We start from the raw sequence: 23,440 nt of genomic DNA on the forward strand, positions 1-23,440 counted from the left end.
CCCGGACCTCACTGCGCGCCGCCCGTGATCCCGGTCCGGCTGGTAATCAGGGCCCGTTCCCGCGGATCCCGCTCCACCCCGGCCACCCGTGCCGATTCACCCTGGATGACGCGTTCGTGGAGCAGCGGGATGGCGGCGTCCCGGGCAAGGATGAGGCTTTCGGCGGCGGCAATGGCGGCGCGGCGGTCCGGACCGGCAGGCATGCCCGCGGCCGTGGCCAGGGCTGCGTCTACCCGGGGGTCGCAGAACTGGGAGATGTTGAAGGATCCGGTGCAGGAGAAATCGCTGTAAAGGTAGGCAACCGGGTCGCCCGAATCCAGCACTGTGGCACGCGAGAGGATGAAGGCATCGAACTTCCCTGCCAGCGCGTCAGCCTCGATGTGCTGGTACTCCCGGACATCCTGCTCCACGGAAAATCCTGCGGCTTCCAGCTGCTGCTCAAGCTGGACGGCGACCTCGGGCAGCTCGGCGCGGTCCGTGAAGGTGCCGAGCCGGATGGCGGTCCCCCTGACCGCGGTGGCGGCCGCCCGGGTGGCCAGGGCTGCTGCGTACTCATCGCTTTCCCGCTGCCCGGCTGCCCACGGGAGTGCCGGGCCCAGCAACCCGGCGGCTTTGTCTGCCCGCCCTTCATAGACCCGGTCCACGATGGTGCCGGCGTCAATTGCGGCGCGGGCTGCGGCGCGGACGGCCGGGTCCGCGAAGGGGCCCGACGCCGTGTTGAGGTACAGCGTGTTGGTCCGCGGCATGGGCACCTCGTGCACCAGCCCGGGTTCGATCCGGGCCACCTGGCCCACAGGGATGGCTTCCACAACATCCGCGTCGCCGGTCCGGAGGGCTGCTGCCCGGGCGGTGCCGTCCGGGACGAACTGGACGTCCACGCCGTCGGCCTCCGCCTGCGCGCCCCAGTACGCGTCGAAGCGGTCCAGCCGGGCCGAGGATGTGCCCTCCACCGAAACCAGCCGGTAGGGCCCGGTGCCCGCGTTCACGGGACTGACCACACCGCCGTCCTTATATGCCGAGGCCGCGAGGATGGCCAGTTGCGGGCTTGACAGCCGCTGGGGCAGGAGCGGATCCGGTGCCGCCGTCGTAATGATGACCGCGTTTGAGCCCTCCGCCCGGGCGGTGAGTTCCACGCCGTCCAGGATCCTGGGCTTGGGGCTGCCCTGCGCCGCGGCAGTCAGCGAGGCAGCGACTTCCACCGGGGTCATGGCGGTTCCATCGTGGAACTCCACGCTGTCCCGCAGGACAAAACGCCAGGAGGTCCGGTCCAGCTGCTGCCACTCCGTTGCCAGGGCAGGTTGCGCCTCGCCCAGCCTGTCCAGTTCCACCAGGGTCTCCGCTGTCTTCCAGCGTGAAAGCTTGAAGGCGTCATCGCTGAGGGGCGACAGTCCCGAACGCGGCGGCTGGAGCATCGCCAGTTTGATGCGGCGCTCGCCGTTTCCGCGGCCTGCTGCATGCCCGCCGCCGGCGAAGCATCCGGTGAGGCTGACCGTGAGGAGGACGGCGGTAAGCGTCATGAGGTGGGTTTCCAGTCGCATTATGGGCACGTTGATACCTGTTTCGATGAGTCGTGGAGGGAACTGGCCGGGGCTGGGCCCGTGTTAGGTGCCAGGGGTTGAGCGTGTGGGTGGCAGGAGCCCGGGAAGTCCGACGGCGGGAATCACCGTGAGTGCCGCCATTACCGCCCAGGGCAAGGCGGCGGCGGCGCCCGGGTGGGTGGCCGCTGAGTAGAGCGGCCCCAGGACGAGGTTGCCCAGCAGGACAGCGCACCCGCCCATGCTCGCCAGGAATCCGTAATAGATGCCGGAGCGGCGGCCGCGGGCGAAGTCGAGGACCAGCGGCATGGCCACCGGACCGGCGCACATGTGCCCAAGGCAGAGCCCCGCCACCAGCAGCAGTGCCGGCAGGAGCTGCAGTGTGCCGGCGGCAGGGGACTGGGCCAGCAGGGCCATTCCGGCGAAGGCCCGGCCCTTGAGGGTGAAGCCGGTGGTGAGCGCGCGTCCCGGACCCATCCGGACGCTCAACCGGGAGATGGGCAGCTGCAGCGCAATGGTCAGGACCGAGGCGGCGGCGAACAGGCCGGCCAGCGCGCCGGCTCCCGCCCCGGTCCTGGCCAGTTCGACGGGGAGGCCGAAATACAGCTGGTTGTAGGCCAGGAGGCTGACGCTGTACAGGGCCGCGAAAGCCACAAAGCGCCTCTCCCGCAGCATCCCGGTGATTCCATCTGCGCGCGGGACGGCTTCCCGCAGGGGGACCGCGGCCCTGAGCATGTCCGGCGCCGGTCGTGAATCTTCAGCGGGCATGCTGCGCCACAGGACCATGGTCATTACGGCAAACACCGCCGCCCCCGCCAGCGCTGCCCAGCTGAAGGAAATGCCCAGCAGCAGGGCCCCCAGCAGGGGCCCGGCCACCGCTCCGATTTCTCCGCAGATGGCGAGGAGCGCAAAAAGTCCCGCCGCCTTCCCGCCGGTGTTCCGTCGTCGTTCTTCCGCCTTCCCCAGCAGGGACTCCAGCGCCGGCGAGAACAGCGCGCCGCCCATCCCGGTGAGGACTGCCCCCAGGAGGAACAGCGCAAAGCTGCCGGCCATGGCCAGGGTGAGGTAGCCGGAAATGCGCACGAGGCAGCCCGCCAGCATGGCCCGCCGCGGGCCCCACCTGTCCGTGACCATTCCGCCCACCAGGAAAAGCCCCTGCTGGCAGAAGACCCTGGCGCCGAGGACCACTCCCACGGCCGTGGCGGTCATGCCGAAGTCCCGGGTCAAAACCAGGGCCAGGAACGGCACCACGGCGTAGAAGCCGATATTAAAAACAAGCTGGCTTGCCAGGAGCAGGCCGGGGGACGGGCGAGGCGCTGTGTCCGTCGGCACCGCAGTCCCAAGTGCCGTCACAGGACACCGGCCGGGGCATGGCAGGGGAACTGCAGGGTTGATGAAGCGCGCACCAGTGCAGCGGCTTCGGGGCTGCCTGGGTTTTCCAGCACCTGGTGCGTGGGAGCGTGCTCCACGATGCGGCCCTGCGAAAGGACGGCGGTGGTGGCGCACAACCTGGCAGCAGTGCCGAGGTCATGGGTGACCAGGAGCAGGCCCAGGCCTTCCTCGCGGACCAGCCGGCCCAACAGCGACAGGACGTTATCCCGCAGGGGGAGATCCAGGCCGCTGACGGGTTCATCGGCCAGCAGGTAGGCCGGCCGCACTGCCATGGCCCGGGCAATGGCCACCCTCTGGTTCTGGCCGCCGGACAACTCGCCGGGGCGGCTCTCCATTAGGCCGGCAGGGAGCTCGACCCGTTCCAGTGCGTCGGCCACGAGGCTCCGGTGGTTCCCTTCCACCCTTAGCTGCCTTAGTGGTTCCCGCAGCAGCTGCGCAACAGACATCCGGGGGTCGAGGCTACCGGCCGGGTTCTGCGGGATGTACTGCACCGTCTGCCGGTACCAGCGCAGGGACCGGACAGGTCCGGGCCTGACCGCACGGGCACCGAGGGTGACCGTGCCGGCGTCGGGCTTTGCCAGGGCCAGCAGGATCCGCACCAGGGTGGACTTCCCGGAACCGGAGCTCCCCACCAGGGCCGTGCTGGTGCCCGGTGAAAGGTGCAGGCTGATGTTGTGGAGTGTCCCTGCCGGCCTTTTCCTGCGGAAGCCGGGCCTGGGGTAGGTGAAGGAAATGTTGTCGGCAGTGAGCGGCCCCATCATGCTGCGGCCGCCGTTACCAGGCGGCGCGTGTAGGGGTGTTGCGGGTCTTGGAGCAACTCGGCCATGGGTGCCTGCTCCACGATGCGGCCGGCTTCCATCACGATGGCGCGCGTGCAGAGCGCGGCGGCCGCGGTGAGGTCGTGGGTAATGAAGAGCAGGCTGCGGCCGTCGGCTCCCCAGCCGCGAAGGGTTTCAAGTACTTTCAGTTGCGTGACGGCGTCGAGGGCGGTGGTGGGTTCGTCCGCCACCAGGACGGGACTGCCGCAGGCCAGGGCGAGGGCGATGCAGACGCGCTGCAGTTGTCCGCCGGAGAGCTGGCCGGTATAGCACGGAAGGATCCGGGCGGGATCCCCTATGCCTGCCTGTGACAACAGGCGGGCCGCTTCCGTCCTTGCTTCTGCCCGGGTGGACCCTGCGGCGAGCAGCGGAATGGCGAGCTGCCTGCCGACCGGAACGAGGGGGTTGAGGGCCGTCGCCGGGTCCTGGCTGATGAAGGCTGCCCTGGTTGGCCCTGGCGTCCCCGGCGCAAAAGTGATCGTCCCGGTGGCGGTGATCCCGTCCGGAAGCGAGCCGGCCAGCGCCGATGCCGTGAGGGACTTGCCCGATCCCGAGGCTCCCAGCAGGGCGACGCATTCACCGGCCTCTACTGAAAAGGTCAGGGGATGCACCAATCTCCGCGTGCCGAGCGAGAGGGCAAGATCTGTCACGGACAGGGCTGGTGCAGGCATGTATGCGTCATTTCATGGCAGGACTTTCAAAGGGTCTAAGCCACATGCTATCAAGAATCATTCGCATTTAACGTCTTGTGAGGAGTTCGGGGACTGGCTGGGCACACAAAGGAGCCCCAGCCGATGGCTGGGGCTCCTCGAGTGAAAACCCGGAGGGAGGACGGTGCGCTGAAGGCGCTGAGGCTTGCCCTCTTATCCGGTCCGCTGCGCTGTTAGTTATTGACGATGCGGACCGGTCCGGTGGCGCTATCGCAGACCGTCTGCTCGGTGCCGGTGGCGTCTACTGCTTCGCCAAGAACTGCTACCGATCCGATGTCGGCGACGTCGCAAAGGTTTGCTGCGACACTGGCTGCCACGTTGATGTCAACGGCATCTTCTACGGTGATGTCACCGATCGTGACGTTTACAAGGCCGTCATTCAACGTGTTGTTGTCCGCTGCCTGCGAAGGTCCGGCAACGGCGCCCAGCAAGAACAGGCTTCCAGCGGCTGCGGCGGTGGCTTTTTTCAGAACTGACATGATTTTCGCTCCCTTGATAACTGCCCTGGTGCCCCTGTCGGGCAGTCCGCAATTGGGCGTGTGGACTGCCTGATGCCGTGCTGCTGCACGCGCAGGTACCGGACGTCTTTGTGGTTGCTTCTTTTGGCATCCGCCGGATCGGCGGGGGAAGGCGGTCCAACCGAGCGGGTAATTATCGCCGGACTCGTGCGGGGCGGGCATGACGCTCTCGAAAACCCCACGGTGACCTTCTGTGCTGACTTCCACTTACAAGCCTAAAGCTAAGTATGCTTAGCAGTCAAGGGAAGTGAGTGTTTTACTTCAGATTTCCGGTTCCTGCGGCCTTTCCCGGCGCTGGTTAAAGCAAATCGAGTGCTCCGTACCGGCCGTTTTGACGGGTCAAAAGGGCAGGTACGGAGCACTCGATGGGGTTGTCAGGCGTAGGCGTTGACCAAGCGAACCGCGCCGCCGTCCACGCCCTTGGCGCCCTGCACGTAGTCCGGACCGGACTTGAGGATTGCGTCCGAATCCTCGGTGACGGTGCCCATGACCCAGGACGGCAGGCCGCGGTCGTTGAGGCGGGTCACTGCAGCGTCCGCGGCTTCGGGGGACACGATGGCCACCATGCCCACACCCAGGTTCAGGGTGCGTTCCAGGTCCGCCAGCGGCACGTTGCCCAGTTCGGACACCAGCTTGAAGATGGCGGGCAGTTCCCAGGTGCTGCGGTCCACGGTGGCCACGAGGCCCTGGGGGAGCACGCGGGCCAGGTTGGCGGCGAGGCCGCCGCCGGTGACGTGGCTGAAGCCGTGCACGGCGGCCGTGCCGGTGACGGGGAAGGCGCGGGCCAGGTCCAGGCAGTCCGCGGCGTAGACGCGGGTGGGCTCAAGGAGTTCCTCGCCAAGGGTGCGGCCCAGTTCGGAGACCTGGCGGTCCAGTGCCCAGCCGGCGTGGTTGATCACGCGGCGGACCAGGGAATAACCGTTGGAGTGCAGGCCGGAGGAGGCCATGCCGATTACCACGTCACCGGCGCGCACGCGGTCCGGCCCCAGGAGCTGGTCGGCTTCGACCACGCCGGTGGCCGCGCCTGCGACGTCGTACTCGTGCTCGCCCAGCAGGCCGGGGTGTTCGGCGGTTTCGCCGCCCACCAGTGCCGTGCCGGCCACCGAGCAGGCTGCTGCGATGCCGCGGACAATGTCGGCGATGCGCTCCGGCACCACTTTGCCGCAGGCGATGTAGTCGGTCATGTACAGCGGCTCAGCGCCAACCACGACGATGTCGTCCACCACCATGCCGACGAGGTCGAACCCGATGGTGTCGTGGATGTCCATGGCCTGGGCGATGGCAACCTTGGTGCCCACGCCGTCGGTGGACGTGGCCAGCAGCGGCTTCTTGAAGGTCAGGAGCCTGGAGACGTCGTAGAGTCCGGCGAATCCGCCCACCCCGCCGATCACCGAGGAGTTGTGGGTGGCCTTGACGGCGTCCTTCATCAGCTCGACGGCGCGGTCCCCGGCTTCAACGTCAACGCCGGCGGAGGCGTAGGTGATGCCGGCTGCGTTACCGGGGGTGTTGCCAGGGGCGGGGGCAGCGGAAGTCATACGGACTCTTTCTTGTCAGCGCCGGCGGTGGCGGCGTGTACATCCGGCACAAGGTCGGCGTCGGTGAGCAGGTTTTCAAACTCGGAGTCCGGTCCGGGATCGCAACCGGTGGCGCCGGACTTCTCCGCCGGATCTTCCTGGGAATCAACAGAGAGGGCAGCTGTTGCGCCCGGAAGGGCCGACGGCGAGGGCTTGAGCCCGCCGAGGTCCGTCCGCTCCAGCAGGTTCTTGCCCAGCTTGTCCGCACCCGGAAGTTCGATGGGGTACTTGCCGGTGAAGCAGGCAGTGCAGAGCCGCTCCCGCGGCTGCCGGGTGGCGCCGATCATCCCGTCTTCGGAGATGTAGGCCAGCGAGTCCGCCCCGATGGCCTGCGAGATCTCGTCGATGGTGGCGCCGTTGGCAATCAGCTCGGCCCGGGAGGCGAAGTCGATGCCGTAGAAGCACGGCCACTGCACGGGCGGGGAGGAAATCTTGACGTGGACGGCGGCTGCCCCGGCCTCGCGGAGCATGCGGACGATGGCCCGCTGGGTGTTGCCGCGGACGATGGAATCGTCCACCACCACAACGCGCTTGCCGCGGATCACGGACTCGAGGGCGTTGAGCTTGAGCCGGATGCCCAGCTGGCGGAGGGTCTGCGACGGCTGGATGAACGTACGGCCCACGTACGAGTTCTTGACGAAGCCGTGTGCAAAGGGAATGCCGGATTCCTCGGCGTAGCCCACGGCAGCCGGCGTGCCGGACTCGGGGACCGGGATGACGATGTCCGCCACCTGCGTGTTCTCGCGGGCCAGCTGGCGGCCCATCTCCACGCGGGATTCATAGACGGAGCGGCCGGCAATGGCGGCGTCCGGACGCGCCAGGTAGACGTACTCGAAAACGCAACCGGCCGGCGTCGGCTCCGCAAAACGCTGGGAACGCACGCCCTGCTCGTCAATGGCGATGAACTCGCCGGGCTCGATCTCGCGGATGAAGCTGGCGCCCACGGTGGCGAGGGCGGACTGCTCGGACGCCACCACCCAACCGCGCTCCAGGCGGCCCAGCACCAGCGGGCGGATGCCGTAGGTGTCGCGCGCCGCGTAGAGGGTGCCTTCGTCCATGAACACGAAGCAGAAGCCGCCCTTGATCTTGGGCAGCAGCTCGGTGGCGGTTTCCTCGAGGCTCTTGCCCGGCTCGCCTTCCAGCAGGGCGGTGACCAGGGCGGTGTCAGAGGTATTGCCCTGCTTCATTTCGCCGGTGAGCTGGCCGCCGTTCCGTTCCTGGATCATGGCGTTGAGCTCGGCGGTGTTGGTCAGGTTGCCGTTGTGTGCCAGGGCGACGGTGCCGGTGCTGGTGGCGCCGAGGGTGGGCTGCGCGTTGGCCCAGTGGCTTGCGCCGGTGGTGGAGTAGCGGCAGTGTCCCACCGCCAGGTGCCCGGTCAGGGTGTTCAGCGTGGTCTCGTCGAAGACCTGGGAGACGAGTCCCATGTCCTTGTAGACGTTGATCCGCTTGCCGTCGCTGGTGGCAATACCAGCCGACTCCTGACCGCGGTGCTGCAGTGCATACAGCCCGTAATAGGTAAGTTTTGCTACTTCTTCACCTGGTGCCCAGACTCCGAAGACGCCACAAGCGTCCTGCGGGCCTTTTTCGCCAGGGAGAAGATCATGGGAAAGTTTTCCATCGCCGCGTGCCACTGGTCGATTATCTCACGACATGGGGTAGGACTTTTCCGGCCGCCCGTTTGTGACCCGGGCCCGCTGCAGCGGGCCTACGGCTGGGGATCCGTGTCCGGCTCGGAGTCCGGCACGGCTTCCACCACGGCCCGCTGCTGCCGCCTGACACTGCGGCGGTCCAGGACCAGCGCCAGCACGGCCCCGAGGATGGCGCCGCCGCCCGCGAACAGCACCATGAAGAACCCAAAGACGGCGCCGGCGTCGAAGCTGGGGTTCTCAGGAACTGCATACGCCGCCACCGCTGCCGCCGCGATGCCCACCAGTGCGCCGAGGATGAGGAACGGCACATACTTGGGCGCGCGGCGGACGGTAACTTCGCGCCGCTCGGCAGGGGGTTGTTCAGTAGGCATGCATCAAGCCTACATTTTTCGAGGGCTTCAGCTGCCGCGGTAGGTGGAGTAGGCGAACGGGCTCAGGAGGAGCGGGACGTGGTAGTGCTCCGGGCCGGTCACCTCGAACACCAGGTCCACTTCAGGGAAGAACGTGGCAGTCTGCAGGCCTGCGTAGTAGTCGCCGGTGGCGAAGTTGAGCTTGTAGTGCCCGGCCTCCAGCCGCTCCGGACCGAGGTCCTTGGCGCGGCCGTCGGCGTCGGTGATGGAATCTGCCACGTGGCGCCAGGTGCCGCCGTCGTTCCGGTAAAGGACGACGGCGACTCCCGCCGCCGGGCGTCCGGCACCCGTGTCCAGGATGTGCGTAGTGATGTGGGAGACGCTCATTCGGTGATCAGTCCTTCAAGCCGGAGTACGGCGATTTCGCGCAGCTGCTGGGCCACGATGGTGTCTTCTTCAGCATGGGAGTTTGTGAGCCGTTCGTTCAGGGCCTGCAGGATTTGCGGGGCGGTTCGGCCGGCGGCGCGGATCAGGAAGACCCTCCCGAACTTCTCCTCGTAGTCCCTGTTGCCGCGGGCCAGGGCTTCCGCGAGGGCCGAGTCCGCAGGATCCACCCCGGCCTGCTCGGAACGGGACATGGACGCTTCGGTGGTGGCCGCCGTCGGACGTTCCCCGATGCGCGGATGGTGCGCCATGGCGGACTCCACCTCGGCGGGGGTGAAGGGGCTGGCAGCCTGCGACGCCCAGGCCAGCAGGGCATCCTTGCTGGCGAACGGGCGGCCCGCGGTGACTGCATCCACCCATCGGTTGACGTCGATGCAGGGCCTCAGGGTTTGGGCGGCCCGGGCCGGGTCCGCGCTGTTGAATTCGGCAAGCTTCATGCTGGCTCGTTCCTTGGGTAAATCTGCTGGCATCCATGGTGACGGCTATGCGGAGGCCGGACTTCCCGGCGCCGGCAACTGGCTGTCGCGCGGCTTCCGCATCATGGAACTGTTATTTCAGCATACGTAATATTGAAGAGCAGCCGGGCTGTGGTGTCAAGAGACTACAACAGAAGCGGTGTTGCCCGATCTTGCGGAAATCCTTGGACCGGCTTGCCCGGACGTTGAGGTGCGGGCGGGACACTCGAAGACAGGCAGCAGCTTCCACCGGACGAGGGTCAAAGACGACCCGCCGGGGAGGCTGAACGGCTCGGAGAAGGTGCAGCCATGGGACAAGTCAAGATCACAGACCAGGCGGGAGTCGGTTCGGCCGCCGGCGCGGCCCTGGACAAGGGCCTGGATAAGGGCCGCGCTTTGTTGCGCGTCTACTTTCACAGGCGGAAGGTGCGCGCAGCGGCCAGCGCGCTGGCTGAGGCCCTGGCGGAATCGAGGGAGGTCTGGAGCTGGCCGGGGGACAGGCTTCCGGTAGGCGCGGAGATGTCCCAGCAGGTGGAGAAGCTGACCCGCCGGCTCAAGTTGGAAACCGAAGCGCACCACAGGCTGGAAGCGCTTTTCAGGACTGCGGACGGAGGCCGTTCCGTACTGGCGTTTTAAGTGCCACACTTATGAGCAATCGAGTGGCTGGGGGTTTACCGGGTCAGGAGATTGCTATGAGTTGGTTTACAGGGTGGGCATACCTAATTGCGGGACTCATGACAGCGGACGCCCTGCTCTTGGCGCTCTGGGCGATCGACGAGGGCTGGCCCGGGAGCTGGTGGAAGAAACCCTGACCCGGCGCCGCAGATTTTAAAGTCGTGTGGGCGGCCCCGGAGGGCCGCCCACACTACTTCGTTTACTGCCGCTAAGGGTTAGAGCCCAAGCACGCGGTTCAGCAGGTTCGCCAGTCCGGCCGTGCCGTTGCCGTCCAGCAGTCCAGCCACCGCGCACAACAGGTTGCCAACCAGGTTGCCGGCGCCCGGCACAGCGGTGATGTCCAGCTGAACCTGGTTGAGATCCACCACGAGGCCCAGGACGTTGAGGTTGAGGGGTCCCAGGTCGAGGTTGATGATGTCGCAGGCCGTGTTGGACTGGCCGGCTTCCACGGTGGTTGTCACGGTCTGGCTGACGGGCGTGGCAACGCCGGCAAGGTCCGTGAACGTACCGTCTACCAGGCCTGTGACAGTCAGGTTCCCGTCCTGGGTACCAAAGCCCGTGGGCGTGAAGGAACCGGCAAAGGTTCCTACCCCGTCAATCGTTTGGTTGATTGTTCCCGTCACGCTGGCCAGGTCGGTGGCGCTCGCCGATGCTGCCGGGACCGGTGCCGGAGGGGCCGCTGACGCGGGCGCTCCTGCGCCGAAGATCATCGCTCCGGAAAGAGCTGCTGCTGCTATAGGTGCTAAGACTCGTGTTCGCATCTCTGATGTTCCTTTCAGTGCCGGGTTGACCGGCGCTTGAACCCCCGGCATTCCAGCCCCCATGCGGGACTGCCGGCGGAACTCTTGATTTGCTTATGAAGGATTCGTTACAACATCCGCAACGGCATTGCATGATCAGCCACACCGTCGTCACGACGCTAATACTAAGCATGCTGATCAGTCAATCACGCGATCAAATATGACAAAATCTCCTGAGTGGGTGTTCAGCGCGTTTGCGGCCCCAAAAGACCTCCGCAGACGCTCCTAAAGTCCGCAGACGCTCCTAAAGAGCGAGGCGCATCAGCACCCGAGGGAAGCCATTAAGAACGGACCCGGTGTCCGCCGCCTTGGCGAAACCCGCGTCCTCAAACAGTTTCCGGGTGCCCACGTAGGCCATGGTGAGGTCCACTTTCCTGCCGCCGTTGTCCACCGGATAGCCCTCGATGGCCGGGGCACCATAGCTCCGGGCCAGGTCTACGGCGCCTGCCAGCAACTGGTGCGAGATGCCCCTGCCGCGGTACCCGGGCCGCACCCTGATGCACCAGACCGACCAGACATCCGCGCCGTCCACATGCGGGATCTTCCGGTTGCCGGCGAAACTGGTGTCCGCGCGGGGGTGGACCGCTGCCCACCCAACCGGCTCACCGCCGTCGTACGCCAATATCCCCGGCGGCGGATCCTCCGCCACCAGCTGCCGCACCAGGTCCCCGCGCTCGGTCCCGCGCAGTGCCTGGTTCAGTTTGGACGGGATGCGGTAGCTCAGGCACCAGCACGCGTTGGCGTCCGGCCGCTTGGGCCCAACTATGGTTTTGACGTCCTCGAATTGTGTTGCGGGTCGGACCTGGATGTCCATGCGGCCATCCTGTCACCGGGCAGGGAGTCCGGCAACAGCACTCTCGGGGCTTCCCTGGGGCATTGCCGTGCCGCAGAAGGGGGACACTCCGACCGGGCAGCGATAGACTGGGCAGCCAGGTAACGGCAGAAGACATGGCGGGCACAATGAACGATAAGCTGCATCTCACTCCGGACGACCAGTTCCCCGAGGACCTGGAAAAGGTATCGGATAACGAATTGCAGGTCCTGGACAGCCGCATCCAGCGCCAGCTCGACCACGAAATGGTCGTTGATGGCGAATCGGACCGTGAAACCGAGTTCCGCCACTATGAACTGGACGTTGAGTTCAACGACCGCGACAAACGCTGACCTCTGACCCGTCCCCGGCCATGTCCATGAGTGCGGGACGTCACTACACTGGGACGCATGACCGAGCAGGAACCGGTCCGGCCGCGCGCCGCATCAGCTTCCGACGGCGGTAAGAGACCCGGCGGGGACCTGGCGGACACGTCCGTCCCGGTAGGGGTAGGGGAGGCCCTGCACCTCACTGATCCGGACGCCGTCGACACTTCCCTGCGCACTCCGGCCCAGCGCTCCCGCACCTTCACCGGGATCCTGGTGAACACCGCCCTCGCCAACGTCACCACCAGCTACCTCTGGTTTGCGCTGACGTTCTGGGTGTACTTGGAAACGCGCAACGTCATAGCAACCGGTGTGGTGGGCGGTGCCTACATGCTGCTGATCGCCCTTTCCAGCATCAGCTTCGGCACCTTCGTGGACCGCTACCGCAAGCTGGCCGTGATGCGCTTCGCCGCGGCCTTCACCCTGGTGATGTTCGTGCTGTCCGGGGTCATGTTCCTGCTGACACCCTCGTCGTTGCTGCTGGACCTGGCCCGGCCGTGGTTCTGGGTTTTCGTCATGGTCATCCTGATCGGCGCCGTGGTGGAGAACATGCGGAACATCGCCCTCTCCACCACCGTCACCATCCTCATCGAGCCGGACCGGCGGGCAAACGCCAACGGGCTGGTGGGCATGGTGCAGGGACTGATGTTCATTGTCACTTCGGTGCTCTCCGGGCTCTCGGTGGGGCTGCTGGGCATGGGCTGGACCATCGGAGCCGCCCTGGTGCTTACCGCGCTTGCATTCGCGCACCTGCTCACCCTGCGCATGCCCGAGGAGGTGCGGGCGGCGGCAACGGATGCGCACGGCGGCTTCGACCTGCGCGGCTCCCTCTCCGCGGTACTGGCCATTTCGGGGCTGTTCGCGCTGATCCTCTTCTCCACATTCAACAACTTCATCGGCGGCGTCTACATGGCGTTGATGGACCCGTACGGCCTGGAGATGTTCCCCGTTGAACTGTGGGGGATCTTCTCCGCTGTCGGCTTCACCGGGATCCTGGTGGGCGGGGCGCTGATCGGAAAGTTCGGGCTCGGGGCCAATCCGCTGCGCACCCTCCTCGCCGCCGTGGTGCTGATGGGCGTCCTCGGCGCGGTGTTCACGCTGCGGGAGTGGGCCTGGCTCTACATCGCCGGCATCTGGGCGTACCTGGTCCTGGTGCCTTTTGTGGAGGCGGCGGAGCAGACGGTCATCCAGCAGGTGGTCCCTTTGCAGCGGCAGGGCCGGGTGTTCGGGTTCGCCATGGCGTTCGAGTCCGCTGCTTCGCCGGTCACGGCATTCCTCATTGCGCCGATCGCCCAGTTCTGGATCATCCCCTACGCCCGGTCCGCGGACGGTGCCGCCCGGCTGGCTCCGCTCCTGGGCGAGGGCACCTCCCGCGGCATCGCCCTGGTGTTCCTGGTTGCCGGAACCATCATGGTTGTGGCCGCGCTGCTGGCCTTCCTCACGCCGGTCTATCGTCGGATCTCTGCATCCTATGCGCAGGCGGCAGCGGCCGAGGCGAAAGCGGCGGCCAACGGCTCTTAACGCCGGACGCTCCCGCAGTTCTTGAACTGCGGGAGCGTCCGGGGAAACCCGACATTAAGTGCGGGAGCGTCGGGGGGAAACCCGACATTAAGTGCGGGAGCGTCGGGGGGAAACCCGACATTAAGTGCGGGAGCGTTAGATTCCCAGGGCTTCCTTCAGGGCCGCGACGTGGCCGTCGGCCGTCACCTGGTACTGGGCAAGGGTGACGTTGCCTTCGGGGTCCACCACCACGGTGGAGCGGACGAGGCCCTCGACGATTTCGCCGTTGACGAGCTTCTCGCCCCAGGCGCCGTAGGCCAGGGCAACGGCGTGGTCGGGATCGGAGAGGAGCGGGAAGGTCAGGGAGAAGTCGCCCGTGAAGCCGGCCAGCGCCTCCGGGGCATCGGGGGAGATGCCGATGACCTCGTAGCCCTTGCCCTGCAGGGAGGCCAGGCTGTCGCGGAAGTCGCAGGCCTCGGTGGTGCAGCCGGGGGTGGCGGCCTTGGGGTAGAAGTACACAATGACGTTCTTGCCACGGTAATCGGCCAGGGAAGTCTCGCGGCCCTGGGCGTCCTGGAGGGTGAAATCAGGGGCCTGGGTTCCGGGCTGAAGCTTGGTGGTCAGGGTGGGGCTCATGGCGTTCCTTCGGAAGACTCGTCAGTTACGGGCAAACATCAAGTGAAGCGGGTTCGCGCTTAGTCATACAACTCCGGCGTCATATGCTGTATTCCGCCGGGCCTCGGACGGTGGCGCAGGAACCGGGCACAAACTGGTATCCGCCGCCCCGGACGGTGGCCACGGCATGGCGGGCATTCCCGAGTTTCCGGCGGACCCGGCCCACATAGACATCGATGGCCCGGGCTGAGGCGCCGGGGAACTGCAGCGACTCCAGGAACTCTTGTAGTTCCTCCCTGCTGACAGCCCGGGACAGGTGGGTCACCAGGTACCTGAGCACCTTGAATTCGACGCCGGTCAACGGCACGGGGCTGCCGTCCAGCAGGACGGTGTCCGCGGCGAGGTCCACGGCGACCCGGCTCACAGGGCCGGCCGACGGCGGCAGGCAGGTGCCGGCGTCGGCCTCGTTGGGCGCCGGGGTATCGCCGGGGTCCTCCGCCGCGGAAGGAGTGCGGGAGGAGTGGTCTGCGGCTCCTTCCGTGGCGGAGACCCCGGACGTGGTGGCTCCGGCGGCAGGCCAATGGACTTCCGCCTCCGGAGCAGTTTCGAGGGCCTTGGCAAGGACAAGCCGGGCAGCGCGGGCCAGGAGCTCGGGGCTTGTGCCTTCCCCGGGAACCACCCACACGGCCAGCCCGCGGGCAGCAGCGCGCTTGGCCTGAACCAGGTGCCGGGGCACCCCGGGCTGGTGTGCTTCCACTGCCATGGCGCGTCCTAGACTCCGCCGCGGCGGATCAGCTTGCCCGTGGGGGTCTGGCCGTCCACCACGGCGCCGCGCAGGAAGGTCTTGCGGACCACGCCGGAAAGAGCCTTGCCGTCGTAGGGGGTGATGGGGTTCTTGTGCTTGAGCTTGGACACGTCCACAACGAACGCCTCGTCCGGGGCAAAGATGGCGAAATCCGCGTCATAGCCGAGCGCCAGCTGGCCCTTGTTGGACAGGCGGGCCAGGGCTGCCGGCTTCTCACCCATCCAGCTGACCACCTGCTCCAGCGGGATGCCGCGGTGCCGTGCCTCGGTCCAGATCAGGGACAGGCCCAGCTGCAGCGACGAGACGCCGCCCCAGGCCACCGCGAAGTCGCCGTTTTCCAGGTCCTTCAGGTCAAGGGTGGAGGGGGAGTGGTCCGAGACGATGCAGTCGATGGTGCCGTCCTGCAGTCCCTGCCACAGCAGTTCCCGGTTGGAGGCCTCACGGATGGGCGGGCAGCACTTGTAGGCAGTGGCGCCGTCCGGGATTTCCTCGGCCATCAGCGTCAGGTAGTGCGGACACGTCTCCACGGTGAGCTTCACGCCGTCGCGCTTTGCGCTGGCGATCATGGGCAGGGCGTCCGACGACGAGAGGTGCAGGATGTGGGCACGCGCACCGGTCCAGCGCGCGCGTTCAATGACCTCGGCGATGGCCTTGTTCTCGGCGCCACGGGGGCGGGAGGCCAGGAACGTGGAGTAGTGGTCGCCGCCGGGGTGGGGTGCGCGGTCGATGGCGTGCGAGTCCTCGGCGTGGACGATCATGAGGGAGTCGAACGACTTGAGCTCGGCCATGTCCTCCTCCATCTCGTCCGCGTCCAGGTGCGGGAACTCGTCCACGCCCGAGTGCAGGAGGAAGCATTTGAAGCCGAAGACGCCCTCGTCGTGCAGGGGGCGAAGGTCGGCCTTGTTGCCGGGGATGGCGCCGCCCCAGAACCCGACGTCGATGAACGCCTGGTCCTCGGCCACCTCGCGCTTGAGCTTGAGGTTCTCCACGGTGGTGGTGGGCGGGACGGAGTTCAGCGGCATGTCGATGATGGTGGTCACGCCGCCGGCTGCCGCCGCGCGGGTGGCGGAGGCGAAGCCCTCCCACTCGGTGCGGCCGGGCTCGTTGACGTGGACATGGGTGTCCACGAGGCCGGGGATCAGGGTTTCGTCGTCGGCCAGCTCAATGACCTCCGCACCGGCCAGGCCGTTGCCCAGCGGTTCGAGGGCCACGATCTTCCCGCCGCGGACCCCCACTTCGCGGGGTGCCAGCCCGGCCGTGGTGAGGATGCGCTGGCCGCGGATGACCAGGTCAAAACGTTCTTCAGACATGGAGGTCCTCCTTGGTGGTGGCGGAACGGGCCAGCGTATCGCCGGCCAGCCTTCCGCCGATCTGTGTTCCCAGTTGCTCGAGAAGCTGCGCTGCCTCTGTCATGCACCTGTTTATATTGCTTTCAAGCTCGGTCAAAGCGTAGACGTCCTCGAATCCGGCGGCGCTTGCCTGGCCGGTTTCAAGGGTGGTCCGGCCGCACACAGCGATCACCGGGACGCCTTGGGCGGCGGCTGCGCGGGCAACGCCCATGGGTGTCTTGCCCAACAGGCTTTGTTCGTCCAGGCTGCCCTCGCCGGTGATCACGAGGTCGGCGCCGGCCAGCCGGTCCACCAGCCCCGTGAATTCGAGGACGACGTCGATGCCCGGGCGGCGGGTCGCGGCGAGGACGGCGATGGCTGCGTAGCCAACGCCTCCTGCCGCTCCGGCGCCCGGGGCTTCCGCGGCTTTAATTGCGCGGTGACCGATTTCCCTGGCCAGGACTTCGACAAACCTGGCCAGGGCGGCGTCGAGCACGTCGACGTCCTGTTGCGTGGCACCCTTTTGCGGGCCGAAAATCGCCGCGGCGCCCTGGGCGCCCAGCAGGGGATTGTCGACGTCGGATGCCAGCACAAAGCGTGTGTCCTTCAGGCGGGGTTCGAAGCCGCTGAAGTCGATCCGGTCCAGGCGGGCCAGGGCGGCGCCGCCGGGCGGAAGTTCGTTGCCCTCGCTGTCGAGGAACCGGGCACCGAGCCCCTGCAGGACTCCGGCGCCGCCGTCGGTGTTGGCGCTGCCGCCAACCCCAAGGATGATGCGGTTGCAGCCGGCGTCCAGGGCGGCGGCGATGAGCTGGCCGGTGCCCAGGCTCGTGGCGGTGCGTGCCGCCGTCGAGCCTGGCCTTCCGCCAACCAATGCCTGGGCGGAGAGCAGTGCCAGGCCCGAGGCGGCCGCCATCTCGATGACTGCCTCATTGCCCCGGACCGCGAACTCGGCCGTGACCGGTTCGCCGGAGGGCCCGGCCACCACGGCGCTGCGGCGGGTGAAGCCTGAGCCGACCGCGGCGTCCAGGGTCCCTTCGCCGCCGTCGGCTACTGGAATCCGGGCCACCTCAAGGTTCCCGCCGGCCGCGGCCTGAAGCCCCTTTTCCAGGTGGCTGCAGACTTCCGGGGCGGACAGGGAGCCCTTGAATTTATCCGGGGCAATGACGATGCGCATGGCAGTGTCTGTCTTTCTCGTTCTAGCCCTGCAGAGCCAGGATGGCGGTGGGGGCGTCTGCTGCCGATTCTGCCAGTTCCTCGAACTCGTTGATGGCGTTGATTTCCAGCCCCATGGAGATATTGGTGACCTTTTCCAGGATCACTTCCACCACGACAGGAACCTGGAACTCGCCCATGAGGGCCTTGGCCTTGTCGAACGCGGCGGCGAGATCGTTGGGGTCCTCCACGCGCACGGCCTTGCAGCCCAGGCCCTCGGCCACCTTCAGGTGGTCCACGCCGTAGCCGCGGGTTTCCTCGGACAGGTGGGTGCTGTTGATGTTCTCGAAGGCCAGGGACACGTTCTGCTCCATGCTGAAGCCGCGCTGCGACTGGCGGATCAGGCCCAGGTAGGAGTTGTTCACCACCACGTGGATGTACGGCAGGTTGAACTGCGCACCCACGGCCAGTTCCTCGATCATGAACTGGAAGTCGTAGTCGCCGGACAAGGCCACCACGGTCTCATCCGGCTTGCCGCGGACCACGCCAAGCGCTGCCGGGGCGGTCCAGCCCAGCGGGCCCGCCTGGCCGGCGTTGATCCACTTGCGCGGTCCGAACACGTGCAGCATCTGCGCGCCGGCGATCTGCGACAGGCCGATGGTGGACACGTAGATGGTGTCGCGGCCGAAGGACTTGTTCATCTCCTCGTACACGCGCTGCGGCTTGATGGGGATGTTCTCGAAGTGCGTCTTGCGGTGCAGGGAGGCCTTGCGGTCCTGGCACTCGGCAACCCAGGCGCTGTAGTCCGGCAGGGACCCTGCCGCCTTGCGCTCTTTGGCGAGCTCGACCAGCCCTGCCAGCGCGGCGCCGGCGTCGGACGCGATGCCCAGGTCCGGGGAGAACACGCGGCCGATCTGCGTGGGCTCGATGTCGATGTGCACGAACTTGCGGCCGGCCGTGTAGGTGTCCAGTCCGCCGGTGTGGCGGTTGGCCCAGCGGTTGCCGATGCCGATCACGAAGTCGCTCTGCAGGTAGTTCTCGTTGCCGTAGCGGTGGGAGGTCTGCAGGCCCACCATGCCGGCCATCAGCCGGTGGTCGTCCGGGATGGTGCCCCAGCCCATCAGCGTGGGGATGACGGGGACGTCCAGGATTTCGGCCAGCTCAACCAGCTGGGCGGAGGCGCCGGCGTTGATGATGCCGCCGCCGGCGACGATCAGCGGGTGCTTGGCCGCGGTCAGCATGTCCAGGGCCTTCTCGAGCTGCTTGCGGGAGGCCTTGGGCTTTTCGACGGGGAGGGGCTCGTAGGTGTCGATGTCGAACTCGATCTCGGCCATCTGCACGTCGATCGGCAGGTCCAGCAGCACCGGGCCGGGGCGGCCGGAGCGCATCAGCTGGAAGGCCTTCTGGAAGGCGCCGGGAACCTGGCCGGGCTCCAGGATGGTCATGGCCATCTTGGTCACGGGCTTGGCGATGGACTCGATGTCCACGGCCTGGAAGTCTTCCTTGTGCAGCTTGGCCACGGGGGCCTGGCCGGTGATGCAGAGCATCGGGATGGAGTCGGCCCAGGCGGCGTACAGGCCGGTGATCATGTCGGTGCCGGCGGGGCCGGAGGTGCCGATGCAGATGCCGATGTTGCCGTCCTTGGCGCGGCTGTAACCGTCCGCCATGTGGCTTGCGCCTTCAACGTGGCGGGCCAGGGTGTGGCGGATCCCGCCGTGGGCGCGCATTGCGGAATAGAAGGGGTTGATCGCGGCGCCTGGCAGGCCGAACGCCTCGATGGCGCCTTCCTTTTCCAGGATGGCCACCGCTGCATCAACGGTACGCATCTTGCTCATGGGGTGCTCCTTGAAAGCTTGAAAAGTCTGTTTTTGGGTGTGCTGAGGGAGCCGCCGTCGTTTTCGTGGACGACGGCGGGTCCCCTGCTGGTGTTTCTGGGCGCCTGTGGCGCTGGTGCTTATTTCCTGCCGCTGAGTTGCAGGACCTGCTTGAAGAGTCCGGAGTGGTCGAGGCTGCCGTCGCCCTGGTTGACGGTGGCGGCGACGAGCTGGGCGACGACGGCGCCGAGGGGGATGGCGACGTTGGCTTCGCGGGCGGCGGAGGTGACGATGCCGAGGTCCTTGTGGTGCAGGGCGAGGCGGAAGCCGGGGTCGAAGTTGCGGTCCAGCATCTTCTGGCCCTTTTGGTCCAGGACCTTGGAGCCGGCCAGGCCGCCGCCGAGGACCTTGAGGGCGGCGTCGGTGTCCACGCCGTAGGCCTCCAGGAAGGCGATGGCCTCGCCCAGGACCTCAATGTTGACCGCGACGATCAGCTGGTTTGCAGCCTTGACGGTCTGGCCGGAGCCGGAGGGGCCCACGTGCACGATGGTTTTGCCGACGGCGTTCAGGACGTCCTGGGCGTCGTCGAAGTCTTCCTTGTCGCCGCCCACCATGATGGAGAGGACGGCGTCGATGGCGCCCTGTTCGCCGCCGGAAACCGGGGCGTCGAGGGGGCGGATGCCGGCCTCGCGGGCTTCATCGGCGAGGCGCTTGGCCACGTCCGGGCGGATGCTGGAGGCGTCGATCCACAGTGCGCCCTGCTTGGCGTTGGCGAAGACGCCGTCCTTGCCGCTGACCACGCCCTCGACATCGGGGGAGTCCGGCACCATGGTGATGACGACGTCGGCATCCTTGACGGCGTCAGCGATGCTGGTGGCGCCCTTGCCGCCTTCTGAAACCAGTTTGTCGATCTTGTCCTGGCTGCGGTTGAAGCCGGTGACGGTGTGGCCGGCCTTGACCAGGTTGATGGCCATGGGCAGGCCCATGATTCCGAGTCCGATGACTGCAACGTTGCTCATGATGGTTCTCTTTCCTGAAGTCTGTGGTGGTGCCGGAGGTGCCGGTGGGGATGCCCGGCCCAACTAGGTAGCGCTAAGTGTCGTTATGAGGGCTCAAAACGACACTTGGCGCTACTCAGTTGGGCGGGGCGGGTGGACTAGCGGGAGGCGTGTTCGCGGATGGCCCAGCTGAAGGCTGTTTCCTGCGGTTCCTTGTATTCGAGTCCGATGTAGCCCGTGTAGCCGAGTTCGCGGCTGCGGGCGATCCATTGGCCCAGCGGGAGCGTGCCCGTTCCCGGGGCGCCGCGGCCGGGGTTGTCGGCGATCTGGATGTGGCCGAAGTCCTTGGCATGGTTTTCGATGACGGACTCGACGTCGTCCCCGTTGACTGCGAGGTGGTAGAAGTCGGCGAGGAGCTTGATGTTTTCGACGCCGGCCTCCGCCTTCACGCGGGCGATGACCTTGAGTGCGTCATCAGCGGTGAGGAGCGGGTATTTGGGTGCGCCGCTGACGGGTTCCAGGAGGACGGTGCCGCCGATGTGGGCGACGCCTTCTGCCGCTGCCGCCAGGTTCCTGACCGCGAGTTCGTCCTGCTCCTTGGGGGTGGAGCCGTCCTGCCGGTTCCCGTAAAGGGCGTTGAAGGCCTTGCAGCCCAGGCGCCCGCCGATGCCGGCAACAACCTCGATGTTGTCCTTGAACTCTGACTCGCGTCCAGTCCAGGACACCAGGCCGCGGTCCCCGCCCGGCATGTTGCCGGCGTTGAAGTTCAGGCCCGTGAGCTGGACGCCGGCGTCCTTGATGGCGTTCTCGAATTCGGTGACCTGGGCGTCGGAGGGAACTGAGGACTCGAAGGGCCACCAGAACTCGACAGCGTCAAAGCCGGCTGCCTTGGCTGCCGCGGGGCGCTCGAGCAGGGGCAGTTCAGTAAGGAGGATGGAGCAGTTCACTGTGTACGTCATCGTAGGTCCTTCCAGGGAGGGCTTTGATCTATCTTCCTTTGCGGCGGGCTAGCTTCAAGTTTTCGCTTTGTGGAATTTAGATTCTGCTTTATGAAAAGTCTAGGGAAGGATGGGCGCCGGAGTCAAGGCGGACCGGTTTGGGAGGGGGAGGAAATTTCCCATTGACTTCAGGTGCTGCAGGGCTACGGTTAGAGATACATCGGCACGGTCCGGTGGAGGGGTGGGCGCCGGGGCAGGGGCGCACGCCGCTACATGGTCTCAATACAACTTCGCCGCTCGTCGGTATCCATTCCATCGCCTGGTCCGCGCCGGGCGTTCTCCACACCACTCATAGGCTGTGACCTCATGACGGCAAATTTCATCAGGGAACTGGCAGTCAAGTCCTTGGATTCACCGGACTCGAAGCGTTGCCCGGACAAGGCGGAATTCGACCTTGTCACCGTTGACGACTACTCCGTGGCGCGCCTGATCCTCGCGCCGGGCTGGCGGTGGTCGGACTCTGCAAGGCCCTCCGAGTTGACCCCCTACTGCGAGCACCACCACCTCGGCTATTGCATATCGGGGCAACTGGAGGTGGAAACGCCCGACGGCGGACGGTCAACGATTCACGCCCATGACACTTATGCGCTGCCTCCCGGGCACGATGAATGGGTGGTGGGCGACGAGCCGTTCGTCGCCGTCGAATTCCTGGGTGCGGCCTCGTTCGGCCGCCCCCGCAGCTTCGGAATGCACGCCAGGATCTAGCACGGCACCAAAAAGTCCCCTGCCGCTCTTGCGAGCGGCAGGGGACTGGTGGTGCGCCGGGGCGGGCGCCCCCAGCTTCCTAGTGGGTCAGGTCCTTGCCCTTCGTCTCGGGAATGGTGAAGACGAACGCGGCGCTGATGGCCAGCAGGACCACCGCGTACACGTTGAACACCTGCGGGACGCCCAAGGTGGTTCCCAGCCACTGCTGCAGGTACGGGGCCGTTCCGCCGAAGGCTGCCACGCAGATGGAGTACGGGACGCCGACGCCCACGGTGCGGATCGACGTCGGGAACAGCTCGGCATAGACGGCCGGGACAATGGCGGCGCTCGCGGCGATGAAGATCAGCATCACGGACATGCTCACCGCCAGCTGCCACGCAGAGTCCTTCAGCAGCCAGGTCATGGGGAAGTGGAGTACCCCGCCGCCGATCGCGCCGGACCACAGGACCTTCTTGCGTCCGATGCGGTCGGACAGCTTGCCCCAGAAGGGAAGTGCGGCGATGAACACGATGTTGGCGACCACGCCGGCCCACAGCGCCTCGCCGCGGTCGATTTTCAGGGCGGTGGTGGCGTAGCTCGGCGCCACGACGCCCCAGATGTAGTAGATCACCGTGAGGCCCACGGTGAGGCCGATGACCTGCAGCGCCTGCTTGCGGTGGCGGACGATCTGGGGCCAGATCGGAGCGCGCTTTTCGGCGACGGACTCGCCTTCGAAGGCATCGGTCTCGTGCAGCCGTGACCGCATGATCAGCGCGTACAGGCCCATCGCCGCGCCCAGGAGGAACGGAATCCGCCAGCCCAAGGCGTTCATGGCCTCGGTGGTCAGCGTCATGTTCAGGACGGCGCCCAGCAGGGTGCCGAACAGGATGCCCACGGTTCCGGAGGTGTAGATCAGGGTTGCCCAGAACCCGCGGTGCTCCTTGGGTGCCATTTCCGAGAGGTAGGTTTGCGACGACGGCAGCTCGCCGCCGTGCGCCAGGCCCTGGACCAGGCGGGCCACCAGCAGCATGAGCGAGGCCCAGGCGCCGACGCTGGCGAACGTCGGCGCGATGCCGATCATCAGGCTGCCCAGTGAAGCGAGTCCGACGGCGAGCGTCATGGACGTCTTTCGGCCCACCCTGTCGCCAATCCAGCCGAAGAGGAAGCCGCCGAAGGGCCGTGCGACGAAGCCGACGGCGAAGATCGCCAGCGTGGACAGCACGGCCGACGCGGGATCGGCTTTGCTGAAGAGCTGGCTGGCGATGAAGGGCGTGAACGTGGCGTAAATGGCCCAGTCGTACCATTCGACGGCATTGCCGATGCCGGTCCCGACGATGGTTTTAGCGGTGGACACGCGTCCAGTCTGCTGCTTGCTTACTGCGATGGACATGGTTACTTCCTGAGGATTGGGGAGGATGGCGGGGAGAGG

Annotated in this window: 24 protein-coding genes; 4 read left to right on the top strand and 20 right to left on the bottom strand. The window is 66.6% G+C overall.

The genetic code is table 11. The features are described from left to right. Nucleotides 1–8: 8 nt before the first annotated feature. The 10 genes from PV768_RS13130 to uraD form a co-directional block, all read right to left on the bottom strand. Nucleotides 9–1,538 carry an ABC transporter substrate-binding protein gene (locus PV768_RS13130; protein WP_421093230.1) on the bottom strand — a complete coding sequence of 510 codons (1,530 nt, stop codon included), beginning with the start codon at nucleotides 1,536–1,538 and terminating at the stop codon, nucleotides 9–11. Nucleotides 1,539–1,601: 63 nt separating this feature from the next. After that, nucleotides 1,602–2,867, bottom strand: coding sequence for an MFS transporter (locus PV768_RS13135; protein WP_421093231.1), 1,266 nt, complete (start codon nucleotides 2,865–2,867; stop codon nucleotides 1,602–1,604). Nucleotides 2,868–2,884: 17 nt separating this feature from the next. Beyond that, nucleotides 2,885–3,688 carry an ABC transporter ATP-binding protein gene (locus tag PV768_RS13140; protein WP_421093232.1) on the bottom strand — a complete coding sequence of 268 codons (804 nt, stop codon included), beginning with the start codon at nucleotides 3,686–3,688 and terminating at the stop codon, nucleotides 2,885–2,887. Next, nucleotides 3,685–4,416 (bottom strand): ATP-binding cassette domain-containing protein, encoded by a 732-nt coding sequence (locus PV768_RS13145; protein WP_421093233.1) that lies wholly within the window; start codon nucleotides 4,414–4,416, stop codon nucleotides 3,685–3,687. Before PV768_RS13145 ends, PV768_RS13140 begins: the two co-directional genes overlap by 4 nt. Before the next feature lie 212 nt (nucleotides 4,417–4,628). Then, nucleotides 4,629–4,934: a hypothetical protein gene (locus PV768_RS13150; RefSeq protein ID WP_421093234.1), complete on the bottom strand. Its 306-nt coding sequence runs from the start codon at nucleotides 4,932–4,934 to the stop codon at nucleotides 4,629–4,631. A 413-nt stretch (nucleotides 4,935–5,347) separates the two neighbouring features. Beyond that, complete coding sequence (gene purM / locus PV768_RS13155; protein WP_421093235.1) at nucleotides 5,348–6,508, bottom strand: phosphoribosylformylglycinamidine cyclo-ligase; 1,161 nt, start codon at nucleotides 6,506–6,508, stop codon at nucleotides 5,348–5,350. Continuing rightward, nucleotides 6,505–8,178, bottom strand: coding sequence for an amidophosphoribosyltransferase (gene purF / locus PV768_RS13160; protein WP_370460562.1), 1,674 nt, complete (start codon nucleotides 8,176–8,178; stop codon nucleotides 6,505–6,507). Before purF ends, purM begins: the two co-directional genes overlap by 4 nt. Nucleotides 8,179–8,252: 74 nt before the next feature. Then, entirely contained in the window at nucleotides 8,253–8,567 is a 315-nt protein-coding gene (locus tag PV768_RS13165; RefSeq protein ID WP_421093236.1) for a hypothetical protein, read from the bottom strand. Nucleotides 8,568–8,594: 27 nt separating this feature from the next. Continuing rightward, a complete protein-coding gene (gene uraH / locus PV768_RS13170) occupies nucleotides 8,595–8,933 on the bottom strand; it encodes a hydroxyisourate hydrolase (RefSeq protein ID WP_321214594.1) in 339 nt (112 codons plus the stop codon). Beyond that, a complete protein-coding gene (gene uraD / locus PV768_RS13175; RefSeq protein WP_323057492.1) occupies nucleotides 8,930–9,427 on the bottom strand; it encodes a 2-oxo-4-hydroxy-4-carboxy-5-ureidoimidazoline decarboxylase in 498 nt (165 codons plus the stop codon). The genes uraH and uraD overlap by 4 nt, the downstream gene beginning before the upstream one ends. 327 nt (nucleotides 9,428–9,754) lie before the next feature. Here uraD and PV768_RS13180 point away from each other — a divergent pair, with 327 nt between their 5' ends. After that, nucleotides 9,755–10,081 (top strand): hypothetical protein, encoded by a 327-nt coding sequence (locus PV768_RS13180; RefSeq protein ID WP_231754849.1) that lies wholly within the window; start codon nucleotides 9,755–9,757, stop codon nucleotides 10,079–10,081. Nucleotides 10,082–10,335: 254 nt separating this feature from the next. On the opposite strand, the gene PV768_RS13185 is transcribed toward PV768_RS13180, so the two are convergent. Beyond that, a complete protein-coding gene (locus PV768_RS13185; protein ID WP_231754850.1) occupies nucleotides 10,336–10,881 on the bottom strand; it encodes an ABC transporter substrate-binding protein in 546 nt (181 codons plus the stop codon). Between the two features lie 283 nt (nucleotides 10,882–11,164). Next, complete coding sequence (locus PV768_RS13190; protein ID WP_421093237.1) at nucleotides 11,165–11,734, bottom strand: GNAT family N-acetyltransferase; 570 nt, start codon at nucleotides 11,732–11,734, stop codon at nucleotides 11,165–11,167. Nucleotides 11,735–11,880: 146 nt separating this feature from the next. Here PV768_RS13190 and PV768_RS13195 point away from each other — a divergent pair, with 146 nt between their 5' ends. Both PV768_RS13195 and PV768_RS13200 read left to right on the top strand, forming a co-directional pair. After that, nucleotides 11,881–12,084, top strand: a complete 204-nt coding sequence (locus PV768_RS13195; RefSeq protein ID WP_157240662.1) for a hypothetical protein — start codon at nucleotides 11,881–11,883, stop codon at nucleotides 12,082–12,084. A 57-nt stretch (nucleotides 12,085–12,141) separates the two neighbouring features. After that, nucleotides 12,142–13,638 carry an MFS transporter gene (locus PV768_RS13200; protein ID WP_421093238.1) on the top strand — a complete coding sequence of 499 codons (1,497 nt, stop codon included), beginning with the start codon at nucleotides 12,142–12,144 and terminating at the stop codon, nucleotides 13,636–13,638. Nucleotides 13,639–13,773: 135 nt separating this feature from the next. On the opposite strand, the gene bcp is transcribed toward PV768_RS13200, so the two are convergent. The 7 genes from bcp to PV768_RS13235 form a co-directional block, all read right to left on the bottom strand. Beyond that, complete coding sequence (gene bcp, locus PV768_RS13205; protein WP_157240666.1) at nucleotides 13,774–14,253, bottom strand: thioredoxin-dependent thiol peroxidase; 480 nt, start codon at nucleotides 14,251–14,253, stop codon at nucleotides 13,774–13,776. Between the two features lie 79 nt (nucleotides 14,254–14,332). Beyond that, on the bottom strand, nucleotides 14,333–14,995 hold the full coding sequence (locus PV768_RS13210) for a winged helix-turn-helix domain-containing protein (RefSeq protein ID WP_157240668.1): 663 nt from the start codon (nucleotides 14,993–14,995) through the stop codon (nucleotides 14,333–14,335). Between the two features lie 8 nt (nucleotides 14,996–15,003). Further along, nucleotides 15,004–16,347, bottom strand: a complete 1,344-nt coding sequence (allB, locus tag PV768_RS13215) for an allantoinase AllB (RefSeq protein ID WP_157240670.1) — start codon at nucleotides 16,345–16,347, stop codon at nucleotides 15,004–15,006. Then, nucleotides 16,340–17,539: a glycerate kinase gene (locus PV768_RS13220; protein ID WP_157240672.1), complete on the bottom strand. Its 1,200-nt coding sequence runs from the start codon at nucleotides 17,537–17,539 to the stop codon at nucleotides 16,340–16,342. The genes allB and PV768_RS13220 overlap by 8 nt, the downstream gene beginning before the upstream one ends. A 22-nt stretch (nucleotides 17,540–17,561) precedes the next feature. After that, on the bottom strand, nucleotides 17,562–19,352 hold the full coding sequence (gene gcl / locus PV768_RS13225; protein ID WP_157240674.1) for a glyoxylate carboligase: 1,791 nt from the start codon (nucleotides 19,350–19,352) through the stop codon (nucleotides 17,562–17,564). Between the two features lie 119 nt (nucleotides 19,353–19,471). Further along, complete coding sequence (locus PV768_RS13230) at nucleotides 19,472–20,413, bottom strand: 2-hydroxy-3-oxopropionate reductase (protein WP_421093239.1); 942 nt, start codon at nucleotides 20,411–20,413, stop codon at nucleotides 19,472–19,474. 74 nt (nucleotides 20,414–20,487) lie between these two features. Continuing rightward, a complete protein-coding gene (locus PV768_RS13235; RefSeq protein WP_321214587.1) occupies nucleotides 20,488–21,288 on the bottom strand; it encodes a hydroxypyruvate isomerase family protein in 801 nt (266 codons plus the stop codon). A gap of 345 nt (nucleotides 21,289–21,633) precedes the next feature. Between PV768_RS13235 and PV768_RS13240 the strand changes: the two genes are divergently transcribed. Beyond that, entirely contained in the window at nucleotides 21,634–22,032 is a 399-nt protein-coding gene (locus PV768_RS13240) for a cupin domain-containing protein (RefSeq protein ID WP_157240680.1), read from the top strand. Between the two features lie 79 nt (nucleotides 22,033–22,111). Here PV768_RS13240 and PV768_RS13245 read toward each other — a convergent pair whose 3' ends face one another. Then, entirely contained in the window at nucleotides 22,112–23,401 is a 1,290-nt protein-coding gene (locus PV768_RS13245; protein ID WP_421093240.1) for an MFS transporter, read from the bottom strand. Nucleotides 23,402–23,440: the final 39 nt, after the last annotated feature.

Source organism: Pseudarthrobacter sp. CC4, from assembly GCF_048957775.1.
Classification (GTDB): domain Bacteria; phylum Actinomycetota; class Actinomycetes; order Actinomycetales; family Micrococcaceae; genus Arthrobacter.

Bases quoted from the DNA above. Each gene is read 5' to 3' on its own strand.
- PV768_RS13130 (WP_421093230.1), bottom strand. From the start codon at position 1,538: ATGCGACTGGAAACCCACCTCATGACGCTTACCGCCGTCCTCCTCACG.
- PV768_RS13140 (WP_421093232.1), bottom strand. From the start codon at position 3,688: ATGATGGGGCCGCTCACTGCCGACAACATTTCCTTCACCTACCCCAGG.
- PV768_RS13145 (WP_421093233.1), bottom strand. From the start codon at position 4,416: ATGCCTGCACCAGCCCTGTCCGTGACAGATCTTGCCCTCTCGCTCGGC.
- PV768_RS13150 (WP_421093234.1), bottom strand. From the start codon at position 4,934: ATGTCAGTTCTGAAAAAAGCCACCGCCGCAGCCGCTGGAAGCCTGTTC.
- purM (WP_421093235.1), bottom strand. From the start codon at position 6,508: ATGACTTCCGCTGCCCCCGCCCCTGGCAACACCCCCGGTAACGCAGCC.
- PV768_RS13165 (WP_421093236.1), bottom strand. From the start codon at position 8,567: ATGCCTACTGAACAACCCCCTGCCGAGCGGCGCGAAGTTACCGTCCGC.
- uraH (WP_321214594.1), bottom strand. From the start codon at position 8,933: ATGAGCGTCTCCCACATCACTACGCACATCCTGGACACGGGTGCCGGA.
- uraD (WP_323057492.1), bottom strand. From the start codon at position 9,427: ATGAAGCTTGCCGAATTCAACAGCGCGGACCCGGCCCGGGCCGCCCAA.
- PV768_RS13180 (WP_231754849.1), top strand. From the start codon at position 9,755: ATGGGACAAGTCAAGATCACAGACCAGGCGGGAGTCGGTTCGGCCGCC.
- PV768_RS13185 (WP_231754850.1), bottom strand. From the start codon at position 10,881: ATGCGAACACGAGTCTTAGCACCTATAGCAGCAGCAGCTCTTTCCGGA.
- PV768_RS13190 (WP_421093237.1), bottom strand. From the start codon at position 11,734: ATGGACATCCAGGTCCGACCCGCAACACAATTCGAGGACGTCAAAACC.
- PV768_RS13195 (WP_157240662.1), top strand. From the start codon at position 11,881: ATGAACGATAAGCTGCATCTCACTCCGGACGACCAGTTCCCCGAGGAC.
- PV768_RS13200 (WP_421093238.1), top strand. From the start codon at position 12,142: ATGACCGAGCAGGAACCGGTCCGGCCGCGCGCCGCATCAGCTTCCGAC.
- bcp (WP_157240666.1), bottom strand. From the start codon at position 14,253: ATGAGCCCCACCCTGACCACCAAGCTTCAGCCCGGAACCCAGGCCCCT.
- PV768_RS13210 (WP_157240668.1), bottom strand. From the start codon at position 14,995: ATGGCAGTGGAAGCACACCAGCCCGGGGTGCCCCGGCACCTGGTTCAG.
- allB (WP_157240670.1), bottom strand. From the start codon at position 16,347: ATGTCTGAAGAACGTTTTGACCTGGTCATCCGCGGCCAGCGCATCCTC.
- PV768_RS13220 (WP_157240672.1), bottom strand. From the start codon at position 17,539: ATGCGCATCGTCATTGCCCCGGATAAATTCAAGGGCTCCCTGTCCGCC.
- gcl (WP_157240674.1), bottom strand. From the start codon at position 19,352: ATGAGCAAGATGCGTACCGTTGATGCAGCGGTGGCCATCCTGGAAAAG.
- PV768_RS13235 (WP_321214587.1), bottom strand. From the start codon at position 21,288: ATGACGTACACAGTGAACTGCTCCATCCTCCTTACTGAACTGCCCCTG.
- PV768_RS13240 (WP_157240680.1), top strand. From the start codon at position 21,634: ATGACGGCAAATTTCATCAGGGAACTGGCAGTCAAGTCCTTGGATTCA.
- PV768_RS13245 (WP_421093240.1), bottom strand. From the start codon at position 23,401: ATGTCCATCGCAGTAAGCAAGCAGCAGACTGGACGCGTGTCCACCGCT.